This window comes from Arthrobacter sp. SPG23 (genome assembly GCF_000876655.1).
In the GTDB taxonomy this organism is placed as follows: domain Bacteria; phylum Actinomycetota; class Actinomycetes; order Actinomycetales; family Micrococcaceae; genus Arthrobacter.
In genome coordinates, this window is the sequence record NZ_JYCN01000008.1 from 48,357 (window position 1) to 66,423 (window position 18,067).

Here is an 18,067-nt window from a genome sequence, read left to right on the forward strand (position 1 = left end):
GACCCCTCGTGAAGAAGCCGCTTGCCGCCGTCGTACTCGTTGCAGGGATGCTGCTGACCGGCTGCGGCACTCCGAAGATGAGCGTTGAGGAAAGCTGCAAGTTCCTCAACGGGGACACTTTCGTCCCCACCGGAAACCAGCAGCAGCAGGCTGACCAGATCGCCAAGCATTACCAGGAAGTGGCGGACAAGATGGCCCCTGAGGTTGCCGGACCCATCCAAAAAATGGCGGACGTCATGAAGAAGGTGGCCGAAACGTCGCTGGGCACCAAGAGCTCCGAACAGACAAAGCAGCTGAGCGAACAGAACAACAAGATCGGCGAAGTCTGCAAATAGCTCTGGTGGGCACCGCCCTAAAGGCCATCGGCTAATCTGGAGCGGTGACCCTGCGCTTTTACGACACAGCATCCGCCGAAGTCCGCGACTTCGTCCCTCTGATACCGGGCAAGGTGAGCCTGTATTACTGCGGCGCGACGGTGCAGGGCCTGCCGCACGTGGGGCACATCCGGTCGGCCATTGCCTTCGACCAGCTCACCCGGTGGCTGGAGTACCGCGGCTTCCGTGTGACAGTGGTCCGCAACGTCACCGACATCGACGACAAAATCCTCGCCAAGTCCGCACTCTCCTTTGAACCGGACTTCGAGGAAGGCCCGGACGACATCCGCGAGGAAGAATGGTGGGCGCTGGCCTACCGCTACGAACAGGCGTTCCTCAAGGCCTACGACACGCTCGGCGTTTCCCGCCCCACGTACGAGCCGCGCGCCACCGGCCACATTCCGGAAATGCACGCCCTGATCCAGCGGCTGATCGACCGCGGCCACGCTTACCCGGCCCTCGACGACTCCGGCGACGTCTACTTCGATGTCCGCTCCTGGAACCGCTACGGTTCGCTCACCCGCCAGAAGATCGATGACATGCAGGGAGCTCCCGACGCCGACCCCCGGGGAAAGAAGGATCCGAGGGACTTTGCGCTGTGGAAGGGCCACAAGGAGGGGGAGCCGACGACGGCCAGCTGGGTTTCGCCCTGGGGAGCCGGCCGTCCGGGCTGGCATCTGGAGTGCTCGGCCATGGTCACCAAATACCTCGGCACCGAATTCGACATCCACGGCGGCGGCCTGGACCTCCGGTTCCCGCACCATGAAAACGAAATGGCCCAGTCCCAGGCGGCAGGGCACCCCTTCGCCAACTTCTGGATGCACAACGGCATGGTGACGTACCAGGGCGAAAAGATGTCCAAGTCCATCGGCAACACCGTCAGCCCGGCGGAAATGCTGGAACTCGCTTCGCCGCGGGTGGTGCGTTACTACCTTGGCCAGGCACAGTACCGCTCCGTGCTGGACTACCAGCCCACCTCGCTGCAGGAGGCGGCCGCCGCGATGGAACGGATCGACGGCTTCGTGGCCCGCGCCGTGCGGACGCTGTCTGACGACGGCTTGTCCGGTGCAGGCTCCTTGCTGTTCGGCAGGTCCGGCGAGGTTCCGGACGCCTTCGCCGCGGCCATGGACGACGACCTCAATGTTCCGCAGGCGCTGGCCGCCCTGCATGACACCGTGCGGGCCGGGAACACCGCCCTCACCGCAGGCGACAACGCCGCGGCACGGACTGCCCTGCACTCGGTAACCGACATGCTCCGCGTCCTGGGCCTGAACGATGTCGCAGCCCCCGCACGGGACGACCACGCGGACACGGCACTGGGCGTCCTCGTCGAAGCCCAGCTGGGCGCCCGGGCACAGGCGCGGGCCACCAAGGACTGGGCGGCGTCGGACGCCATCCGGGACACTTTGGCCGCGGCGGGCGTCGTCGTCGAGGATGGTCCGGACGGTGCCAGCTGGAGCCTCAAGCGCGGCTGAGTTCCGCAGGACCGGGCGCCGGACCGGCGATTTAGCCTGAGTAAGTAGACTGGAGGTCAGACTTACTCAACAAAGCAAGGGTGAAACTCATGGCCAACAACGGTCGCCGGTCGGTCAAAGCAAAGAAGGGCCCCACCATCGGAACGGGTGGCCACGGCCGCAAGGCCCTCGAGGGCAAGGGCCCCACTCCCAAGGCGGAGGACCGCCCGTACCACAAGGCCCACAAGAACAAGCAGCTTGCTGAGCGGTCCGCCGCCAAGCGTCCGGGCGCAGCCCGCGGCGCCGGTGCGCGCTCAGGTCCGAAGGGCCGTGCCACGGAGGAAGTCGTCACCGGACGCAACTCGGTGGTTGAAGCGCTTCGCGCCGGGATCCCGGCCAAGGCCCTCCACGTTGCCATCCGCATTGAGATGGATGACCGTGTCAAGGAGTCCCTCAAGCTCGCGGCCGAACGCGGCATTCCGCTGCTGGAAACCGGCAAGCCGGAACTGGACCGGATGACGGACGACGCCATCCACCAGGGCCTCGTGCTGCAGATCCCGCCCTACGAATACCAGGACGCGTACGAGCTCGCCGAGGAAACCGTGGAGAGCTGGAAGAAGGGCCACGTTGCCAACGCGCCGCTCTTCGTCGCACTGGACGGCATCACCGATCCGCGCAACCTTGGCGCGATCATCCGGTCCGTGTCGGCCTTCAGCGGCCACGGCGTCATCGTGCCGGAGCGCCGCTCGGTCGGCGTCACTGCCTCCGCCTGGAAGACCAGCGCCGGCGCAGCCGTCCGCGTTCCGGTGGCGCGCGCCGCCAACTTGAACAACACACTCAAGGCGTTCAAGAACATGGGCATCTACGTGCTGGGCCTCGACGGCGACGGCGACGTCTCGCTGCCGGACCTCAGCCTGGCCAAGGAACCCGTGTGCATTGTGGTCGGTTCCGAGGGCAAGGGCCTGAGCCGCCTGGTCCGCGAAAACTGCGACCAGATCGTCTCGATCCCGATCGACTCGGCGATGGAATCGCTCAACGCCTCCATGGCCGTCGGCATTTCCCTGTACGAAATTTCCAGGCAGCGCGCCGCGAAGTAGGATCCCGTCTCACCGGGGACGGGCTCAGAACGTGCGGCGGTTAGCCAGGACCGGGAGTTTGGTCCGGGCTTCCTTGACGACCGCGGGGTCCAGGTCGGCGAACAGCAGCCCGGTCCCGGCGTCGAGCTCGTCCAGGACCTCACCCAGCGGGGAGACGACGGCGGAGTGGCCCACCCCGGTGGGCGCCGATCCCTTCGTTTCGACGCCTTCGGTAGCGGGATCGGCCTGGCCGCATGCCAGCACGTAGGTGGTGGTATCCACGGCGCGGGCGCGAGCCAGCAGGCGCCACTGATCGACCTTCCCCGGGCCGGCTCCCCAGGAGGCACACACGATGTTGGCCTCGGCGCCCAGGTCGGCGTTGGCCGTGAACAGTGCCGGGAACCGGATGTCGTAGCAGGTGGCCAGTCCGAAGCTGATGCCGCCGAGTTCAAACGTGACAGGGCGAGTGCCGGCATCCACCGTGTCTGATTCGGCGAAGCCAAATGCGTCGAACAGGTGGATCTTGTCGTAGCTGGCGTCAACACCGGGACCGGTGGCCAGGAGGGTGTTACGAACTTTCCGGCCACGGTTGCCGGAATCGCTGCCGGCGGCATCGCCGGACTCCCCGGGGGTGAACATTCCCGCCACGATCACGATGTCCCTTTTCCGGGCAATGCTGCGCAGCCGGGTGGCCCACGGGCCATCCAGCGGTTCGGCAATGTCAATGAGCGAATTACCGAAAGCGCGCATGGTGGCCTCCGGGAAGACCACCAATTCGGCCCCGCCTTCTTTCGCTTTGCGGGCGAATTTTTCCACGATGTCCAGATTCCCGGAAATATCGCGGCCCGTAACTACCTGAGCAAGTGCAACTCGCACAATTACCTCCAACTTGGCGTCTCACTTCAGTATGCAACGCAGTATGCAGCGCTGAACAAGGCCAGCCCATTTCCCGACACATAGGGCGGAATATCGGACATTTGTGTGGCACAGCTAATATTTAAGCAATGGTCATGCCACTCCTAGACACAGCCTCCACCGTGGACGCCTCCCGGCCGTTTCCACTGGGTATCAGCGTTCCGCGCACGGGTTCTCCGGCAACGGACGATCCTCAGAGTGCCTGCGCCAATGTCGCGGTCTACGCCCCCGGGGTGGCGACGCTGGAAATCGCCTACTGCGCGCCCGGCGGCACATGGCAGCTGAAGACCCTGCCCAACATCACCAACGACGTCCACCACGGCATTGTGGACGGCTTCCCCGCGGGATCCCGCTACGGTTTCCGCTCCTCGCCCGAGGACGACGCCTTGCCCGTATCGGTGCCAACCGTGGCGTTCGACGACGACGGCGAGCAGCCGCTGCTGCTGGACCCGTACGGCCGCGCCGTGGATCAGCGCGACGGATTCCTCACCAATGTGCGCATGTCCGGCGGATTCGACTGGGGCGAGGACCGCAATCCCCACGTCTCGTGGCGCAACACCATCATTTACGAAGCCCACGTCCGTGGCCAGAGCATGCTGCATCCGGACATTCCCGAGGACCTCCGGGGCACGTACGCCGGCATGGCCCACCCGGCAATGATCGAGCATCTCGTCGGCCTGGGCATTACCTCTGTCCAGTTGTTGCCTGTCCACTTCCACTTGGACGAGCCGCATCTGCAGAACCTGGGCATGACCAATTACTGGGGCTACAACACGGCGGCGTTTTTTTGCGCCCCATCCGGCCTACGCCACCCGTGCCGCCCAGGCTGCGGGCCCTCAGGCTGTGCAGGACGAATTCAAGGGCATGGTCAAGCTCCTGCACGCAGCCGGCCTGGAAGTGATCCTGGACGTCGTGTATAACCACACGGCCGAGGGCGGCCGGGACGGCCAGACGCTCAGCTTCCGCGGCCTCGGCGAGATGCAGTACTACCGGAACGACGGCCACGGCAGGTACGTGGATACCACCGGGTGCGGCAACAGCCTGAACTTCGGCCACCCCCGCGTGGTTCAGTTGGTCCTTGACTCGCTGAGGTACTGGGTGGACGAGTTCCACATTGACGGCTTCCGTTTCGATCTCGCGGTCACGTTGTGCCGCAACGCCGCGAACGACTTCGATCCGCACCACCCCTTCCTCGTGGCTGTCGCCGCCGACCCGGTGCTCTCCTCCGTCAAGCTGATCGCCGAGCCTTGGGACGTGGGCTACGGCGGCTGGCAGACCGGACGCTTCCCGCCCGGCTGGGTGGACTGGAACGACCACTACCGTGATGCCCTGCGCTCGTTCTGGCTCGCAGACCGGGCCGCGATAGACGCCGGCGGCCAGGGCGGCTCCGTCGCCCGCCTGGCCGACTCCATCTCCGGCTCCGCAAGCCTTTTCGCGGACTCGGGACGGTCCCGGATGGCCTCCCTTAACCTCGTCACCGCGCATGACGGCTTCACGCTGGCCGACCTCGTGTCCTACGACCGCAAGCACAACGAGGCCAACGGCGAGCAGAACCGGGACGGCCACGGGGACAACCGCAGCTACAACCACGGCTTCGAGGGGCCCACCGAAGACGAAGAGATCCTGGCGCTCCGGGCGCAGACCAGCCGCAACCTGATGGCCACCCTGATGGTATCCATGGGCGTCCCCATGATCACCGCCGGTGACGAGATCGGCCGCACCCAGCAGGGCAACAACAACGCCTACTGCCAGGACAACCACATCACCTGGCTCGACTGGACCAGCACGCCCGAATCCCATGCCATGCTCAGGAGCACCAAGCGCGTCATCCGGCTCCGGAAGGAGTTCCTGGCCGGCCAGCCGCACCACTACCCTTCGCGGGACAAACAGGCCTACCTGCACTGGTTCGACGAACACGGCAAGCCCATGTCCATGGACCGCTGGAACGATCCCCAGCACCGGGTGGTCCAGCTGCTGCTGGGCTCGGACGACGGACAGGTGGACGGACTCGTGGTGGTGAACGGCAGCGCGCACGACATCAAGATCACGCTGCCCGACGTCAGCAACGACGAAGGCACGGGCAAGCGGCTGTTCGAACTCCGGTTGACCACGTCGGAGCTTCAAGACCGCCGCCAGGGAGTCCGGGTGGCGGCCGGCGAACGGGACGTGGTGCAGTCCAATACCATCAGCATCTACCGCACGTAGGTCCCGGCACATGGGGAACGCATGAGGGGTATCGCGAGGCTCCTGCTGTTGGCCGCGGTCCTGGTGCTCGTTGCCGGGCTGGGCATGCTGCTGTCCAACACGCAGGGGAGCCCGGATACTTCGGCGGGTTCGACGACGGCGTCCGCGCCCGCCGTCGGAAGTTCCGTCCCTGCCGTTCCCGACGGGCAAAACACCTCGGGGCTGGAGGCTGTCGCTGCCTCCGGCCTTCCGCCCGAGGCCCGGGAGGCCCTGGCCTTGATCGCCCGCGGCGGCCCGTACCCCTATTCGCGTGACGGTGCCGTCTTCAGCAATTTCGAGCGTCTGCTGCCGCGGAAGCCGGGCGGCTATTACAAGGAATTCACGGTCAGGACTCCCGGCGAATCGGACCGGGGAGCCCGCCGGATTGTCGTGGGCGGGGCCGGCGAAAAGTACTACACGCCCGACCACTATGAATCTTTTCTGCTAATTCTGGAAGGCAAATAGAGGCACGAATGAAGATTTACTCCGCAGACACCTGGACCATAGAAGAGCTTCGCGAGCAGGCGTCGGACGCCGGACGCCGGGTCCTGGTGATCCCGGCCGCCGATACCAAAAAGGAGGTGCTCCAGACATTCGGGGAAGTACTGGATTTCCCGGCGCACTATGGAGTGAACCTTGATGCCCTCAACGACTCGCTGCACGACTTCGCGGACACGGTCACGGACGACGGCAAGGAGCCTCTGACGTTTATCTGGCAGGTCCCGGCCGTTTTCCGTTCGGACCGGTCCTTCGGCATTATCTGCGAGATCCTGCAGGATGCCGAGAGCTACGCGGGCAAGAGCCTGTCCGTCATCACCGTCTGCCTCTAACCGGACGCTCGTTACCTTTCACCGTCAAAAACGCAACGCTCCCTCACTGAGGGAGCGTTGCGTTTGACGGCGGGTCAGGCGTTGACGATCAGCCCGAGTTCGGCCCGTGAGGCGAGGGCTGAATGCTTGGGCAGCACGCGCACGGTGTAGCCGAAGGACCCGGACCGGTCGATCAGCAGCGAGCCGCTGAAGAGGTAGCGTCCCTTGCCGAGGTCCTCCTTGGGCACCAGGTCGGCGACAGTGATGTCGGCCAGTTCGTCGCTTTCCTCGGCGCGGCCGAAGGCGACCTCCACAGCCACGTCGTCCGGATCGAGGTCGTGCAGCGCGATGTAGGCGTTCACCTGGAGGGTGTCGCCGATCTGCGGGTCCTCGGACACGCCCACCGAGTCGACGTGCTCCACCTGGATCTGGGGCCACGCAGCACGGATCCGTGACGTCCAGGCTGCCAGGGACTTGGACTGGGCGAAGTTATCCGCGACGGCACGCCGGCCGGCGATGGCAGCGGGGCGGTAGAGGATGTTCACGTAGTCCTGCAGCATCCTCTCAGCGGACACGGCCGGGCCCAGGTGCGCCATGGTGTGCTTGATCATCGATACCCAGTGGGTGGGCACCTTCTGCGGGCCGGACTCCGACGGCCCTGCGGCTCCGGCGCCGTCGGACACGGTGAGTCCGTAGAACCGGGGCGCCACCTGCGTCTCGAGAAGCTCGTACAGCGCCGCCGCTTCGATGTCGTCCCGTTCCTCGGGCGAGGCGTTGTTGTTGGCCGTGGGGATGGCCCAGCCGTTTTCGCCGTCGTACATTTCATCCCACCAGCCGTCCAGCACCGAAAGGTTCAGTGAACCGTTGATGGCTGCCTTCATTCCGGACGTACCGCAGGCCTCAAGCGGACGCAGCGGGTTGTTCAGCCAGACGTCACAGCCGGGGAAGAGCGTGCGCGCCATGGCGATGTCGTAGTTGGGCAGGAACGCGATCCGGTGGCGCACTTCGGGGTCGTCGGTGAACCGGACCAGGTCCTGGATCATCTTCTTGCCGGCGTCATCCGCCGGGTGCGACTTGCCCGCGATCACCAGTTGGATGGGGTGTGTCTCGTGCAGCAGCAGGGCCTTGAGCCGGGCGGGTTCCCGGAGCATCAGGGTGAGCCGCTTGTACGTGGGCACCCGGCGGGCGAAACCGATGGTGAGGACGTCCGGGTCCAGCACGGAATCAGTCCAGCCGAGTTCGGCGTCTGCCGCCCCGCGCTTCTTCCAGGCCGCACGCAGCCGCTTACGGACGTCCTCTACGAGCGAGACACGCATTTCGCGGCGAAGGGCCCAGACGTCCTCGTCGCTGACGTTGTAGGCAAGGTCCCAGCGTCCCATGGCTTCCGCCTCGGCGCCGAACTGCTCACGGGCCAGCTTGGAAACGCGGCTGTCCACCCACGTCGGGACATGGACTCCGTTGGTTACGGAGGTGATGGGAACTTCAGAGTGGTCGAATCCCGGCCACAGGGCCGAGAACATTCCGCGGGACACTACTCCGTGGAGCTTGGCCACGCCGTTGGCCCGCTGCGCCAGGCGCAACCCCATCACGGCCATGTTGAAGACCGAAGGATTGCCGTCGGCAAAGTTTTCGCGTCCCAGGTCCAGGATCCGGGACACCGGCACGTCGGGAGCCAGGCCGGCCTCGAAGAAGTGCTGGATCTGGGAGACCTCGAACCGGTCGATGCCCGCCGGGACCGGGGTGTGCGTGGTGAAGACGGTGGAGGCGCGCCCCGCCGCGAGGGCTTCCTCCCAGGTGAGCGGGCTGTCCGAGGACATGAGCTCCTGGATGCGCTCCACGCCGAGGAAGCCAGCATGGCCCTCGTTGGTGTGGAAGACCTCCGGCGCTGCGCACCCGGTGAGGCGCTGGTAAACGCGCAGGGCCTTGACTCCGCCCATACCCAGCAGCAGTTCCTGCTGGAGACGGTGGTCGCCGCCGCCGCCGTACAGGCGGTCCGTGATGCCGCGGGCGGCGTCGTCGTTGCCCGGAACGTTTGAATCGAGCAGCAGCAAGGGAACGCGCCCGACGTCGGCACGCCAGATGTGTGCCAGCAACCGGCGCCCGTGGGGGAGCGGCAGAGAAATTTGGATGGGCTTGCCGTTGCCGTCGGGGGTTTCCTCGCGGAGGAGGGTCAGCGGGAGCCCGTCCGGATCAAGGACCGGGTAGGTTTCCTGCTGCCAGGCATCCCTGGAGAGGGACTGCTTGAAATAGCCGGCCTGGTAAAGAAGGCCGACGCCGATGAGCGGTACGCCCAGGTCCGATGCCGCCTTAAGGTGGTCTCCGGCCAGAATTCCCAAACCGCCCGAATACTGCGGCAAAACTTCGGTGATCCCGAATTCCGGTGAGAAGTACGCGATGCAGGACGGTGCATCGTCGCCGAGGCTCTGGTACCAGCGGGGCTGTTCCAGGTACCGGTCCAGGTCTTCGGCGGCGGCGTGCACGCGGCGGACGACGTCCTGGTCTGCGGCGAGTCGCTGTAGCTCCTCACGGCTCACGAGGCCCAGGAAACTGACGGGATCGTGTGCGCTCTCGTCCCAGATGGCGGGGTTGAGACCTTCAAAAAGCTCCCGGGTGGGCCGGTGCCATGACCACCGCAGGTTGGTGGCCAAACGGGCCAACGGCCGGATAGATTCCGGAAGAACGGTTCGGACAGTAAATCTGCGGATAGCCTTCACCTGCGTCACACTAACGGACAAGATGGGCCGTCGGAACAGGTTTAGGTTTCTTTTAGGTAAATGACGGATTGCTCGGGGAAAAACGGAAGTTCCCTTAGCAAAATGGGGGATTTCTCGATAACGTCGAGTTCGTGACGACTAATACGCGAACCAGTGCCGGATCCAGCAAAAAGCCTAAGGCCCTGATCACGGAAGGCCTGCAGTTTGGCAGGTTCCCGATCACCGCCGTTCAGCCCGTGGTGGACGGAGGTAGGTTTCCCGCCAAGGCGCTCCCCGGCGAAGGGCTCGTAGTCGGCGCGACAGCATTCCGCGAAGGGCACGACCAGCTCGGCGTCAGCGCGGTGTTGTTCGACCCCAAGGGCAAGGAACGCCAGCGCGTACGGCTGGCGCCGCCCCCCGGCGACCGGGGCAAGGGCACCGACCGGTGGGAAGGCATCCTCACGCCTACCGGCACGGGAAACTGGTCGTTCGCCATCGAAGCCTGGCATGACCGGTACGGAACGTGGCACCACAACGCCGAGGTCAAGGTCGAGGCGGGCATCGACGTCGAACTGATGCTGGCCGAAGGTGCCGCACTGCTGTCCCAGGCAGCCGAAGACCCTGCCCGCCCGTCCGCCGACCGGCGGACGCTGCGCACCGCCGTCGTGGTCCTGTCCGATACGTCGCGGTCCGCGGAGGAACGGCTCGCTGCCGGGTTCGGATCCGAGGTGACTGACATCGTCGGCCGCCAGCCCATCCGCGAACTCGTCACTGTCTCGGAACGCTTCCCCCTTCTCGTGGAACGCGACCTTGCCGGCCGCGGCGCCTGGTATGAGTTCTTCCCCCGTTCGGAAGGGGCCGTCCGCGACCACACGACCGGGGAGTGGCAGTCCGGCACCTTCCAGACTGCCGCCAAACGGCTCGATGCCGTGGCGGGAATGGGCTTCGACGTCATCTACATGCCGCCCATCCACCCGATCGGCATCCAGCACCGCAAGGGACCCAACAACACCCTGATTGCCGGTCCGCACGATCCCGGTTCGCCCTGGGCCATCGGCGCCAAGGAAGGCGGACACGACGCCATCCATCCGGACCTCGGCACATTCGAGGACTTCGACGCATTCGTGGCCCGCGCCCGGGAGCTCGGGCTCGAGGTTGCCCTGGACCTCGCGCTGCAGGCGGCCCCGGACCACCCGTGGGTCGAGTCGCATCCGGAATGGTTCACCACCCGCGTTGACGGCAGCATCGCCTACGCCGAGAACCCGCCGAAGAAGTACCAGGACATCTTCCCGCTGAACTTCGACAACGATCCCGAGGGCCTGTCCAAGGAGATCCTGCGGATCGTGCTGCTCTGGGTAAGCCACGGCGTCAAGATCTTCCGGGTGGACAACCCGCACACCAAACCTGTGTGGTTCTGGGAGTGGCTGATCGCTAAGGTCAACAAGAAGCACCCCGAGGTTGTCTTCCTCGCGGAGGCCTTCACCCGGCCTGCCATGATGCATGCCCTGGGACGTGCCGGTTTCCAGCAGTCCTACACGTACTTCACCTGGCGGAACACCAAGACGGAGCTTGAAGAGTACTTCACCGAGGTCAGCCAGAAGTCCCCGGCGTATTTCCGTCCGAACTTCTTCGTGAACACCCCGGATATCCTGACCGAGTACCTGCAGTTCGGCGGCCCTGCCGCGTTCAAGATCCGCGCCGCGCTCGCAGCAACGGCCAGCCCGCTGTGGGGCGTCTACGCCGGCTACGAACTCTACGAGCACGTGGCCCGCCCCGGCGCCGAGGAATACATCGACAACGAGAAATTCGAATACAAAGCCCGCGACTGGGATGCTGCGGCTGAATCCGGCCGGACGCTCGCGCCGTACCTGACCAGGCTCAACGAAATCCGCCACACCCACCCGGCGCTGGGGGACCTGCAGAACCTGACGCTGCACCACAGCACCGATGACGCCACGATCGTCTACTCCAAGCACAAGACGCTTCCCGACGGCACCAAGGACACCCTGATCATCGTGGTGAACGTCGATCCGCACAGCACCCGGGAGAGCACCGTTTCCCTGGATCTGGCCGCACTTGAACTCGACCCGGCCGACCTCACGCACAACGGCGGCTTCAGGGTGGATGATTTGCTGACCGGCGAGAGCTGGGAATGGGGCGAATACAACTACGTGCGGCTTGACGCCCACGTGGAGCCGGCACACATCCTGAACATCCGGAGGTAGCATACGTGAGTTTCAGTCCGCAGAACCCGAGCCAGCATTTCACCCCGAAGGGCACGTTTGAACTCAACGCCCCCGGCCTGCAACACGATCCCCTCTGGTACCGCAAAGCAGTGTTCTACGAAGTCCTGGTCCGTGGCTTTGCTGACGGAAACGGCGACGGTTCCGGCGACTTCCACGGGCTAATCGACAAACTGGACTACCTGCAGTGGCTGGGTGTCGATTGCCTCTGGCTGCCGCCGTTCTTCCAGTCGCCGCTCCGTGACGGCGGCTACGACATCTCTGACTACAACTCCGTCCTGGACGAGTTCGGCACCATCAGCGACTTCAAGCGGCTCGTAGCCGAGGCGCACGCCCGCGGCGTGCGCGTCATCATTGACCTGCCGCTGAACCACACCTCGGACCAGCACCCGTGGTTCCAGGAGTCCCGCAAGGACCCGGACGGGCCGTTCGGCGACTTCTACGTCTGGAGCGACACCGACGAGAAGTACCAGGATGCCCGCATCATCTTCGTGGACACCGAGGAATCCAACTGGACCTTCGACCCCATCCGGCGGCAGTTCTTCTGGCACCGGTTCTTCAGCCACCAGCCCGACCTGAATTTTGAGAACCCCAAAGTCATCGACGCCCTTTTCGACGTCGTCAGGTTCTGGCTGGATCAGGGGATTGACGGTTTCCGCGCGGACGCCATCCCGTACCTCTTCGAGGAAGAGGGCACCAACTGCGAGAACCTGCCCGCCACGCACGATTTCCTGCGCAAGCTGCGGAAAATGGTGGACGAGAACTACCCGGGCAGGGTCATCATTGCCGAGGCCAACCAGCCGCCTGTCGAGGTGGTGGAGTACTTCGGCACCGAGGAAGAACCCGAATGCCACATGGCGTTCCACTTCCCCATCATGCCGAGGCTCTACTACGCGCTGCGGGACCAGAAGGCGGCGCCCATCATCGAGACGATGAAGGACACCCCGGACATTCCCGAAGGCGCCCAGTGGGGCACCTTCCTGCGGAACCACGACGAACTCACCCTGGAAATGGTCACCGCGGACGAACGCGCGGCCATGCTGGGCTGGTACGCGCCGGACCCCCGCATGCGAGCCAACATCGGCATCCGCCGCAGGCTGGCACCGCTGCTGGATAATTCCCGCTCCGAGATTGAGCTCATCAATGCCCTGCTGCTTTCGCTCCCGGGCAGCCCGTTCCTGTACTACGGTGATGAAATCGGCATGGGCGACAACATCTGGCTCGAGGACCGTGACGCCGTCCGCACGCCCATGCAGTGGAACCCGGACCGCAATGCGGGCTTTTCGCACGCGGATCCGGGCAAGCTCTACCTGCCGGTCATCCAGTCGCTGGTGTACAACTACGGCATGGCCAATGTGGAGGCCGAGGCCGCGCATTCCGGATCGCTGCTCCGGTGGACCCGGCAGATCCTCAGCGTGCGGAAGAACCACCCCGCTTTCGGGCTGGGCACGTTCAAGCACGTCGAGGCAGATCACGACGTCGTCCTTGCCTACCTGCGGGAACTGGGCCCGGATAATGCTGCGGGAGAAGATGCCGAATCGATCCTGTGCGCGTTCAACCTTTCGCAGCACCCCGTGGCCACCACGCTGCGGATTCCGCAGTACGCCGGCCGCGGCCTCCGGGACGTTTTCGGGGGGCAGCCGTTCCCGGCTATCGGCGACGACGGACGCCTCACGCTGACGCTCGGCAGCCACGATTTCTTCTGGCTGCGAATCCGTTCCGCTGCTTCCAACCCGGCGTCGCCGTTTACCCAGGCCATGCCGGTCCTGTCCATCGAAGGCTGAAATGACCCAATCCACACTCAACCCCCCGCTCGCCGAACTGCTCCGCGGCTGGCTCCCGCGCCAGCGCTGGTTCCCCGTCAAGACGGGCGACTTCACCTTGTCAGCCGTCGGCGGGGTGCGCCTGGACGACGGCAGCGGTGAGGTGGGCCTTGAGGTGTTCCTCGCGGCGGTCACCTATCCCACGGCCGACGGCGGCAGCCGCACCGATGTTGTTCAGGTCCCGCTCAGCTATCGCGTGGAGCCCTTGGCCGGCAAGGAGGCTGCGCTGGTCGGTGAGGGCGTCGACGCAGCCCATGAACGGCGCTGGATTTACGACGCCGTCCACGACCCCGTGTTCGTCTCCGCCTGGCTGGAACTGATGCGCAGCGGCGGCACGTCGCCGGAAGGAAAGGCCGTTGGCCATCTGGTCCCCTCCGACTACCGGCTGCCCACCGCCACCGGGACCGTGAAGGTCCTTTCCGGCGAGCAGTCGAACAGTTCGGTGATAGTGGACGACGGCGGCTCTGCAGCGATCGTCAAATTCTTCCGCGTGCTGTCCGAAGGACGGAACCCCGAGGTTGAAATCGGGGCTGCCCTCACACAGGCCAGGACCTCGGAAGTGCCGGCCACGTTGGGATGGGTCACGGGGGAGTGGGAAGCCCCGCTGGGAGGCACCGAGGATAAGCCGCGGGCCGTTGTAGGCGAACTCGCCGTGGCGCATGAGTTCCTGGCCGGCGGCCGGGACGCCTGGCGGCTGGCCGTTGATGCCGCCAGCTCCGGTAAGGACTTCACTGCTGAGGCCCATGCCCTGGGCGTGGCCACAGCAACAGTGCACCGGCGCCTGGCCGAGGCGCTGGGCCTGGCCGCGGAATCCGCGCCGGGAAAGGACATAGCTCCCGGAGTAGTCCAGCGCGTGCGCCAGTCCTGGGCGGAAGCCGGCCCCGCCGTCGGGCCCTATGACGACGCCCTGGCCGGCCTGCTCGGTCAGCTGGAAGGCAGTAATGCCGGGGCGCTGCAGCGGATCCATGGCGACCTGCACCTGGGACAGATCCTGCAGGTGCCGGGGCATCCCGGGGAGCCGGAGCGCTGGGCCATCCTGGACTTCGAAGGCGAGCCGCTGAGGCCCATTGCGGAACGCAACTTCCCGGACGTGCCGCTGCGCGACGTCGTCGGCATGTTGCGGTCTTTCGACTACGCCGCCGGTGCCGCCGAACGCGAGCGGGACGGCGTCCATGTACCCGGTTCGTGGGTGGATGACTGCGCCGAGGCGTTCCTGGCGGGATACGGGGAAATCACGCCCGGGACCATTGACCGCGGCTCGCCCCTGTTTGTGGCATTGTGGCTGGACAAGGCGTTGTATGAAGTTGTCTATGAGTTGCGGAACAGGCCCGGATGGCTGGACATTCCGGTAAATGCATCACGACGTCTCCTCAGCAGTACAGGTTCCGGCGCTTCAGCCGCGGCCGCAGCGGAAGGTAACAAAATGACAGGCTCAGCACGTACAGACCGGCCCGGGGCACCACTGCAGGTGGACCCGGACACCCTTTCAAAGGTGGCGTCCGGCGAATACCACGCCCCGCACTCCGTCCTGGGCGCGCACCTTGACGACCACGGCCATGTCACTGTCCGCACCGTCAAGCACCTTGCAGCCTCCGTGTCAGTGGTGACCGCCGCCGGGACGGTGCCGATGACGCACGAGGCCAACGGTGTCTGGGCTGCCGTCCTCGAACCCCTGCAGCCGGGCCACGTTCCCGACTACAGGCTGGAGGTAACCTACGAGGGTGCGCCGCCGCAGGCCACTGACGATCCGTACCACTACCTGCCCACGGTCGGCGAAGTGGACCTGCACCTGATCGGTGAAGGCCGTCACGAGAAGCTGTGGGAGGTGCTGGGCGCACACGTCCAGCACTACAAGTCTTCCCTCGGCGACGTGGACGGCGTCTCGTTTGCGGTATGGGCGCCGAATGCGCAGGCAGTCAGGGTCAAGGGTGATTTCAACGCCTGGGACGGCCGGGAGAACTCGATGCGCTCACTGGGCTCATCCGGTGTCTGGGAACTCTTCATCCCCGGTGTTTTAGCAGGGGCGTGCTACAAATTTGAAATCAAGACAAAAGCCGGCCACTGGGTGGAAAAAGCCGATCCCCTGGCATTCGGAACCGAGGTCCCGCCGCTCACTGCGTCGCGGGTGGTTGAGTCTGCCTACGCGTTCAAAGACGAGGAATGGATGACGGCCCGCGCCGAGCGGGACCCGCACAATTCGCCCATGAGCGTGTACGAAGTCCACCTTGGATCCTGGCGCCTCGGGCTGGGGTACCGCGAGCTGGCCAAGGAGCTGGTGGAGTACGTCAAGTGGCTCGGGTTCACCCACGTGGAGTTCATGCCGGTGGCAGAGCACCCGTTCGGCGGTTCCTGGGGCTACCAGGTGACGTCCTACTTCGCGCCCACATCCAGGTTCGGCCACCCCGACGAATTCAGGTTCCTCGTGGATGCCCTGCACCAGGAAGGAATCGGCGTCCTTCTTGACTGGGTACCGGCCCACTTCCCCAAGGACGCCTGGGCCCTCGCCCAGTTCGACGGCGAGCCACTGTACGAGCATGCCGACCCGAACCTCGGCGAGCACCCGGACTGGGGCACGCTGATCTTCGACTTTGGCCGGACGGAAGTCCGCAACTTCCTCGTGTCCAACGCGCTCTACTGGCTGGACGAGTTCCACATTGACGGCCTCCGTGTGGATGCCGTGGCCTCCATGCTGTACCTCGACTACTCACGTGAGGAAGGCCAGTGGCAGCCCAACAGGTACGGCGGCCGCGAAAACCTCGAAGCCATCTCCTTCCTGCAGGAAGCCAACGCCACGGTGTACAAGACCCACCCGGGCGCGGTGATGATCGCCGAGGAGTCCACAGCATTCCCCGGCGTGACCGCCCCGACCAGCGTCGGCGGCCTGGGCTTCGGCCTCAAATGGAACATGGGCTGGATGCACGACTCGCTCAAGTACGCGTCTGAGGACCCGGTAAACCGCAAGTGGCATCACGGAACCGTGACGTTCTCGCTGGTCTACGCATTCACGGAAAACTTCCTCCTGCCCATCAGCCACGACGAAGTTGTGCACGGCAAGGGCTCCATGCTCCGTAAAATGCCCGGCGACCGCTGGCAGCAGCTGGCCAACCTTCGCACGTTCCTGGCTTACCAGTGGGCCCACCCCGGCAAGCAGCTGATTTTCATGGGTACCGAATTCGGGCAGGAAGCGGAATGGTCCGAACAGCACGGCCTGGACTGGTACCTGGCGGACATCCCCGCGCACCGCGGTGTCCAGCTGCTCACCAAGGAACTGAACGAGCTCTACGCTTCGACGCCCGCACTCTACGAGCGGGACAACGAACCGGGCGGATTCCAGTGGATCAACGGTGGGGACGCCGACCGCAACGTCCTGTCGTTCATCCGGTGGGATACCGATGGCAACCCGCTGGTGTGCGCGATCAACTTCTCCGGCGGCCCGCACCAGGGCTACACCTTGGGCGTGCCTGCAGCCGGCGCCTGGCAGGAAGTCCTCAACACGGACGACTCCAGTTACGGCGGCTCGGGCGTCCTGAACCAAGGCGCGCTCACTGCCACCACCGAGGGGCAGGACGGCCAGCCGGCGACGCTGACCGTGACGCTGCCTCCGCTGGGCGCGGCGTTCTTCAAACCTGCAAGCTGATCTTGCGGTGTTGAGCCGCTAACTGATTGGGCGGCGTAGAGCCGCTCGAAGGAGATCGGCTGGGAAAAGCCCGGAATCCTTGTGATTCCGGGCTTTTCCCATGCTCCTGACGGGCGGCTTTGTATCCTCGCCCAAGTGGTGGTACAGTTTATTTCCGCGCCGCTCCCCGGAGTTGGCCAACCAAGACAACACGGAATGCCAAAAGCACTGTGAGTCGGGATGGCCGATTTGACTCGGGCGAAGCGAGCGGGTAAGTTAGAAAAGTTGCTCCGGAGCGATCCACGGCTGAGATGTTGTGGTGGTGCCGGGTGTGTCTGTTGTTTGAGAACTCAATAGTGTGCCAAGTTTGTTGATACCAATTTATTTTATGGATTGGTTGAATTGATTGGATCCGCCACCCCGTGGTGTGGTCTGGTTTTTACAGCTGGTTTCAAATTTTGTGCATTGTGTGTTTCCCGTTTTCCCGGGGGCGCATGGTGTGTCTGTTTTTGTTTTACTTCAACGGAGAGTTTGATCCTGGCTCAGGATGAACGCTGGCGGCGTGCTTAACACATGCAAGTCGAACGATGATCCCAGCTTGCTGGGGGATTAGTGGCGAACGGGTGAGTAACACGTGAGTAACCTGCCCTTAACTCTGGGATAAGCCTGGGAAACTGGGTCTAATACCGGATATGACTCCTCATCGCATGGTGGGGGGTGGAAAGCTTTTTGTGGTTTTGGATGGACTCGCGGCCTATCAGCTTGTTGGTGAGGTAATGGCTCACCAAGGCGACGACGGGTAGCCGGCCTGAGAGGGTGACCGGCCACACTGGGACTGAGA

General features: G+C 64.7%; 10 protein-coding genes, 1 rRNA gene and 1 pseudogene. 10 read left to right on the forward strand and 2 right to left on the reverse strand.

All coding sequences use genetic code 11. The annotated features are described in order from the left end of the window. The first annotated feature begins 8 nt into the window (after nt 1–8). From TV39_RS03295 to rlmB, 3 genes are all read left to right on the forward strand, one after another. Entirely contained in the window at nt 9–335 is a 327-nt protein-coding gene (locus TV39_RS03295) for a hypothetical protein (protein ID WP_043478345.1), read from the forward strand. A gap of 44 nt (nt 336–379) precedes the next feature. Continuing rightward, nucleotides 380–1,849 carry a cysteine--tRNA ligase gene (gene cysS, locus TV39_RS03300; protein ID WP_043478348.1) on the forward strand — a complete coding sequence of 490 codons (1,470 nt, stop codon included), beginning with the start codon at nt 380–382 and terminating at the stop codon, nt 1,847–1,849. Between the two features lie 89 nt (nt 1,850–1,938). Continuing rightward, nucleotides 1,939–2,925 carry a 23S rRNA (guanosine(2251)-2'-O)-methyltransferase RlmB gene (rlmB, locus tag TV39_RS03305; protein ID WP_011690597.1) on the forward strand — a complete coding sequence of 329 codons (987 nt, stop codon included), beginning with the start codon at nt 1,939–1,941 and terminating at the stop codon, nt 2,923–2,925. Nucleotides 2,926–2,949: 24 nt separating this feature from the next. Here rlmB and TV39_RS03310 read toward each other — a convergent pair whose 3' ends face one another. Next, nucleotides 2,950–3,780, reverse strand: a complete 831-nt coding sequence (locus TV39_RS03310; RefSeq protein WP_043478351.1) for a carbon-nitrogen hydrolase family protein — start codon at nt 3,778–3,780, stop codon at nt 2,950–2,952. A 128-nt stretch (nt 3,781–3,908) separates the two neighbouring features. Between TV39_RS03310 and glgX the strand changes: the two are divergent. The 3 genes and pseudogenes from glgX to TV39_RS03325 all read left to right on the forward strand — a co-directional run bounded on the left by glgX (nt 3,909) and on the right by TV39_RS03325 (nt 6,872). Next, nucleotides 3,909–6,024: pseudogene (glgX, locus tag TV39_RS03315) on the forward strand (glycogen debranching protein GlgX). Nucleotides 6,025–6,045: 21 nt separating this feature from the next. Then, the gene (locus tag TV39_RS03320; RefSeq protein WP_043478354.1) at nt 6,046–6,507 is read left to right on the forward strand and encodes a ribonuclease domain-containing protein; all 462 of its coding nucleotides are present in this window, start codon (nt 6,046–6,048) and stop codon (nt 6,505–6,507) included. An 8-nt stretch (nt 6,508–6,515) separates the two neighbouring features. Beyond that, nucleotides 6,516–6,872, forward strand: a complete 357-nt coding sequence (locus tag TV39_RS03325) for a barstar family protein (protein WP_043478356.1) — start codon at nt 6,516–6,518, stop codon at nt 6,870–6,872. A gap of 74 nt (nt 6,873–6,946) precedes the next feature. Here TV39_RS03325 and glgP read toward each other — a convergent pair whose 3' ends face one another. Continuing rightward, complete coding sequence (glgP, locus tag TV39_RS03330; RefSeq protein ID WP_200890938.1) at nt 6,947–9,565, reverse strand: alpha-glucan family phosphorylase; 2,619 nt, start codon at nt 9,563–9,565, stop codon at nt 6,947–6,949. A gap of 131 nt (nt 9,566–9,696) precedes the next feature. On the opposite strand from glgP, the gene TV39_RS03335 reads away from it, so the two are divergent. The 4 genes from TV39_RS03335 to TV39_RS03350 form a co-directional block, all read left to right on the forward strand. Continuing rightward, nucleotides 9,697–11,769 (forward strand): alpha-1,4-glucan--maltose-1-phosphate maltosyltransferase, encoded by a 2,073-nt coding sequence (locus TV39_RS03335; RefSeq protein ID WP_043478360.1) that lies wholly within the window; start codon nt 9,697–9,699, stop codon nt 11,767–11,769. 5 nt (nt 11,770–11,774) lie between these two features. Further along, nucleotides 11,775–13,571, forward strand: a complete 1,797-nt coding sequence (gene treS, locus TV39_RS03340) for a maltose alpha-D-glucosyltransferase (protein ID WP_043478362.1) — start codon at nt 11,775–11,777, stop codon at nt 13,569–13,571. A 1-nt stretch (nt 13,572) separates the two neighbouring features. After that, the gene (locus TV39_RS03345; protein ID WP_043478363.1) at nt 13,573–17,247 is read left to right on the forward strand and encodes a 1,4-alpha-glucan branching enzyme; all 3,675 of its coding nucleotides are present in this window, start codon (nt 13,573–13,575) and stop codon (nt 17,245–17,247) included. 498 nt (nt 17,248–17,745) lie between these two features. Further along, nucleotides 17,746–18,067: ribosomal RNA gene (locus TV39_RS03350) — 16S ribosomal RNA — on the forward strand; the annotation flags it as partial.

Bases quoted from the DNA above. Each gene is read 5' to 3' on its own strand.
- rlmB (WP_011690597.1), top strand. From the start codon at position 1,939: ATGGCCAACAACGGTCGCCGGTCGGTCAAAGCAAAGAAGGGCCCCACC.
- TV39_RS03320 (WP_043478354.1), top strand. From the start codon at position 6,046: ATGAGGGGTATCGCGAGGCTCCTGCTGTTGGCCGCGGTCCTGGTGCTC.
- TV39_RS03325 (WP_043478356.1), top strand. From the start codon at position 6,516: ATGAAGATTTACTCCGCAGACACCTGGACCATAGAAGAGCTTCGCGAG.
- TV39_RS03345 (WP_043478363.1), top strand. From the start codon at position 13,573: ATGACCCAATCCACACTCAACCCCCCGCTCGCCGAACTGCTCCGCGGC.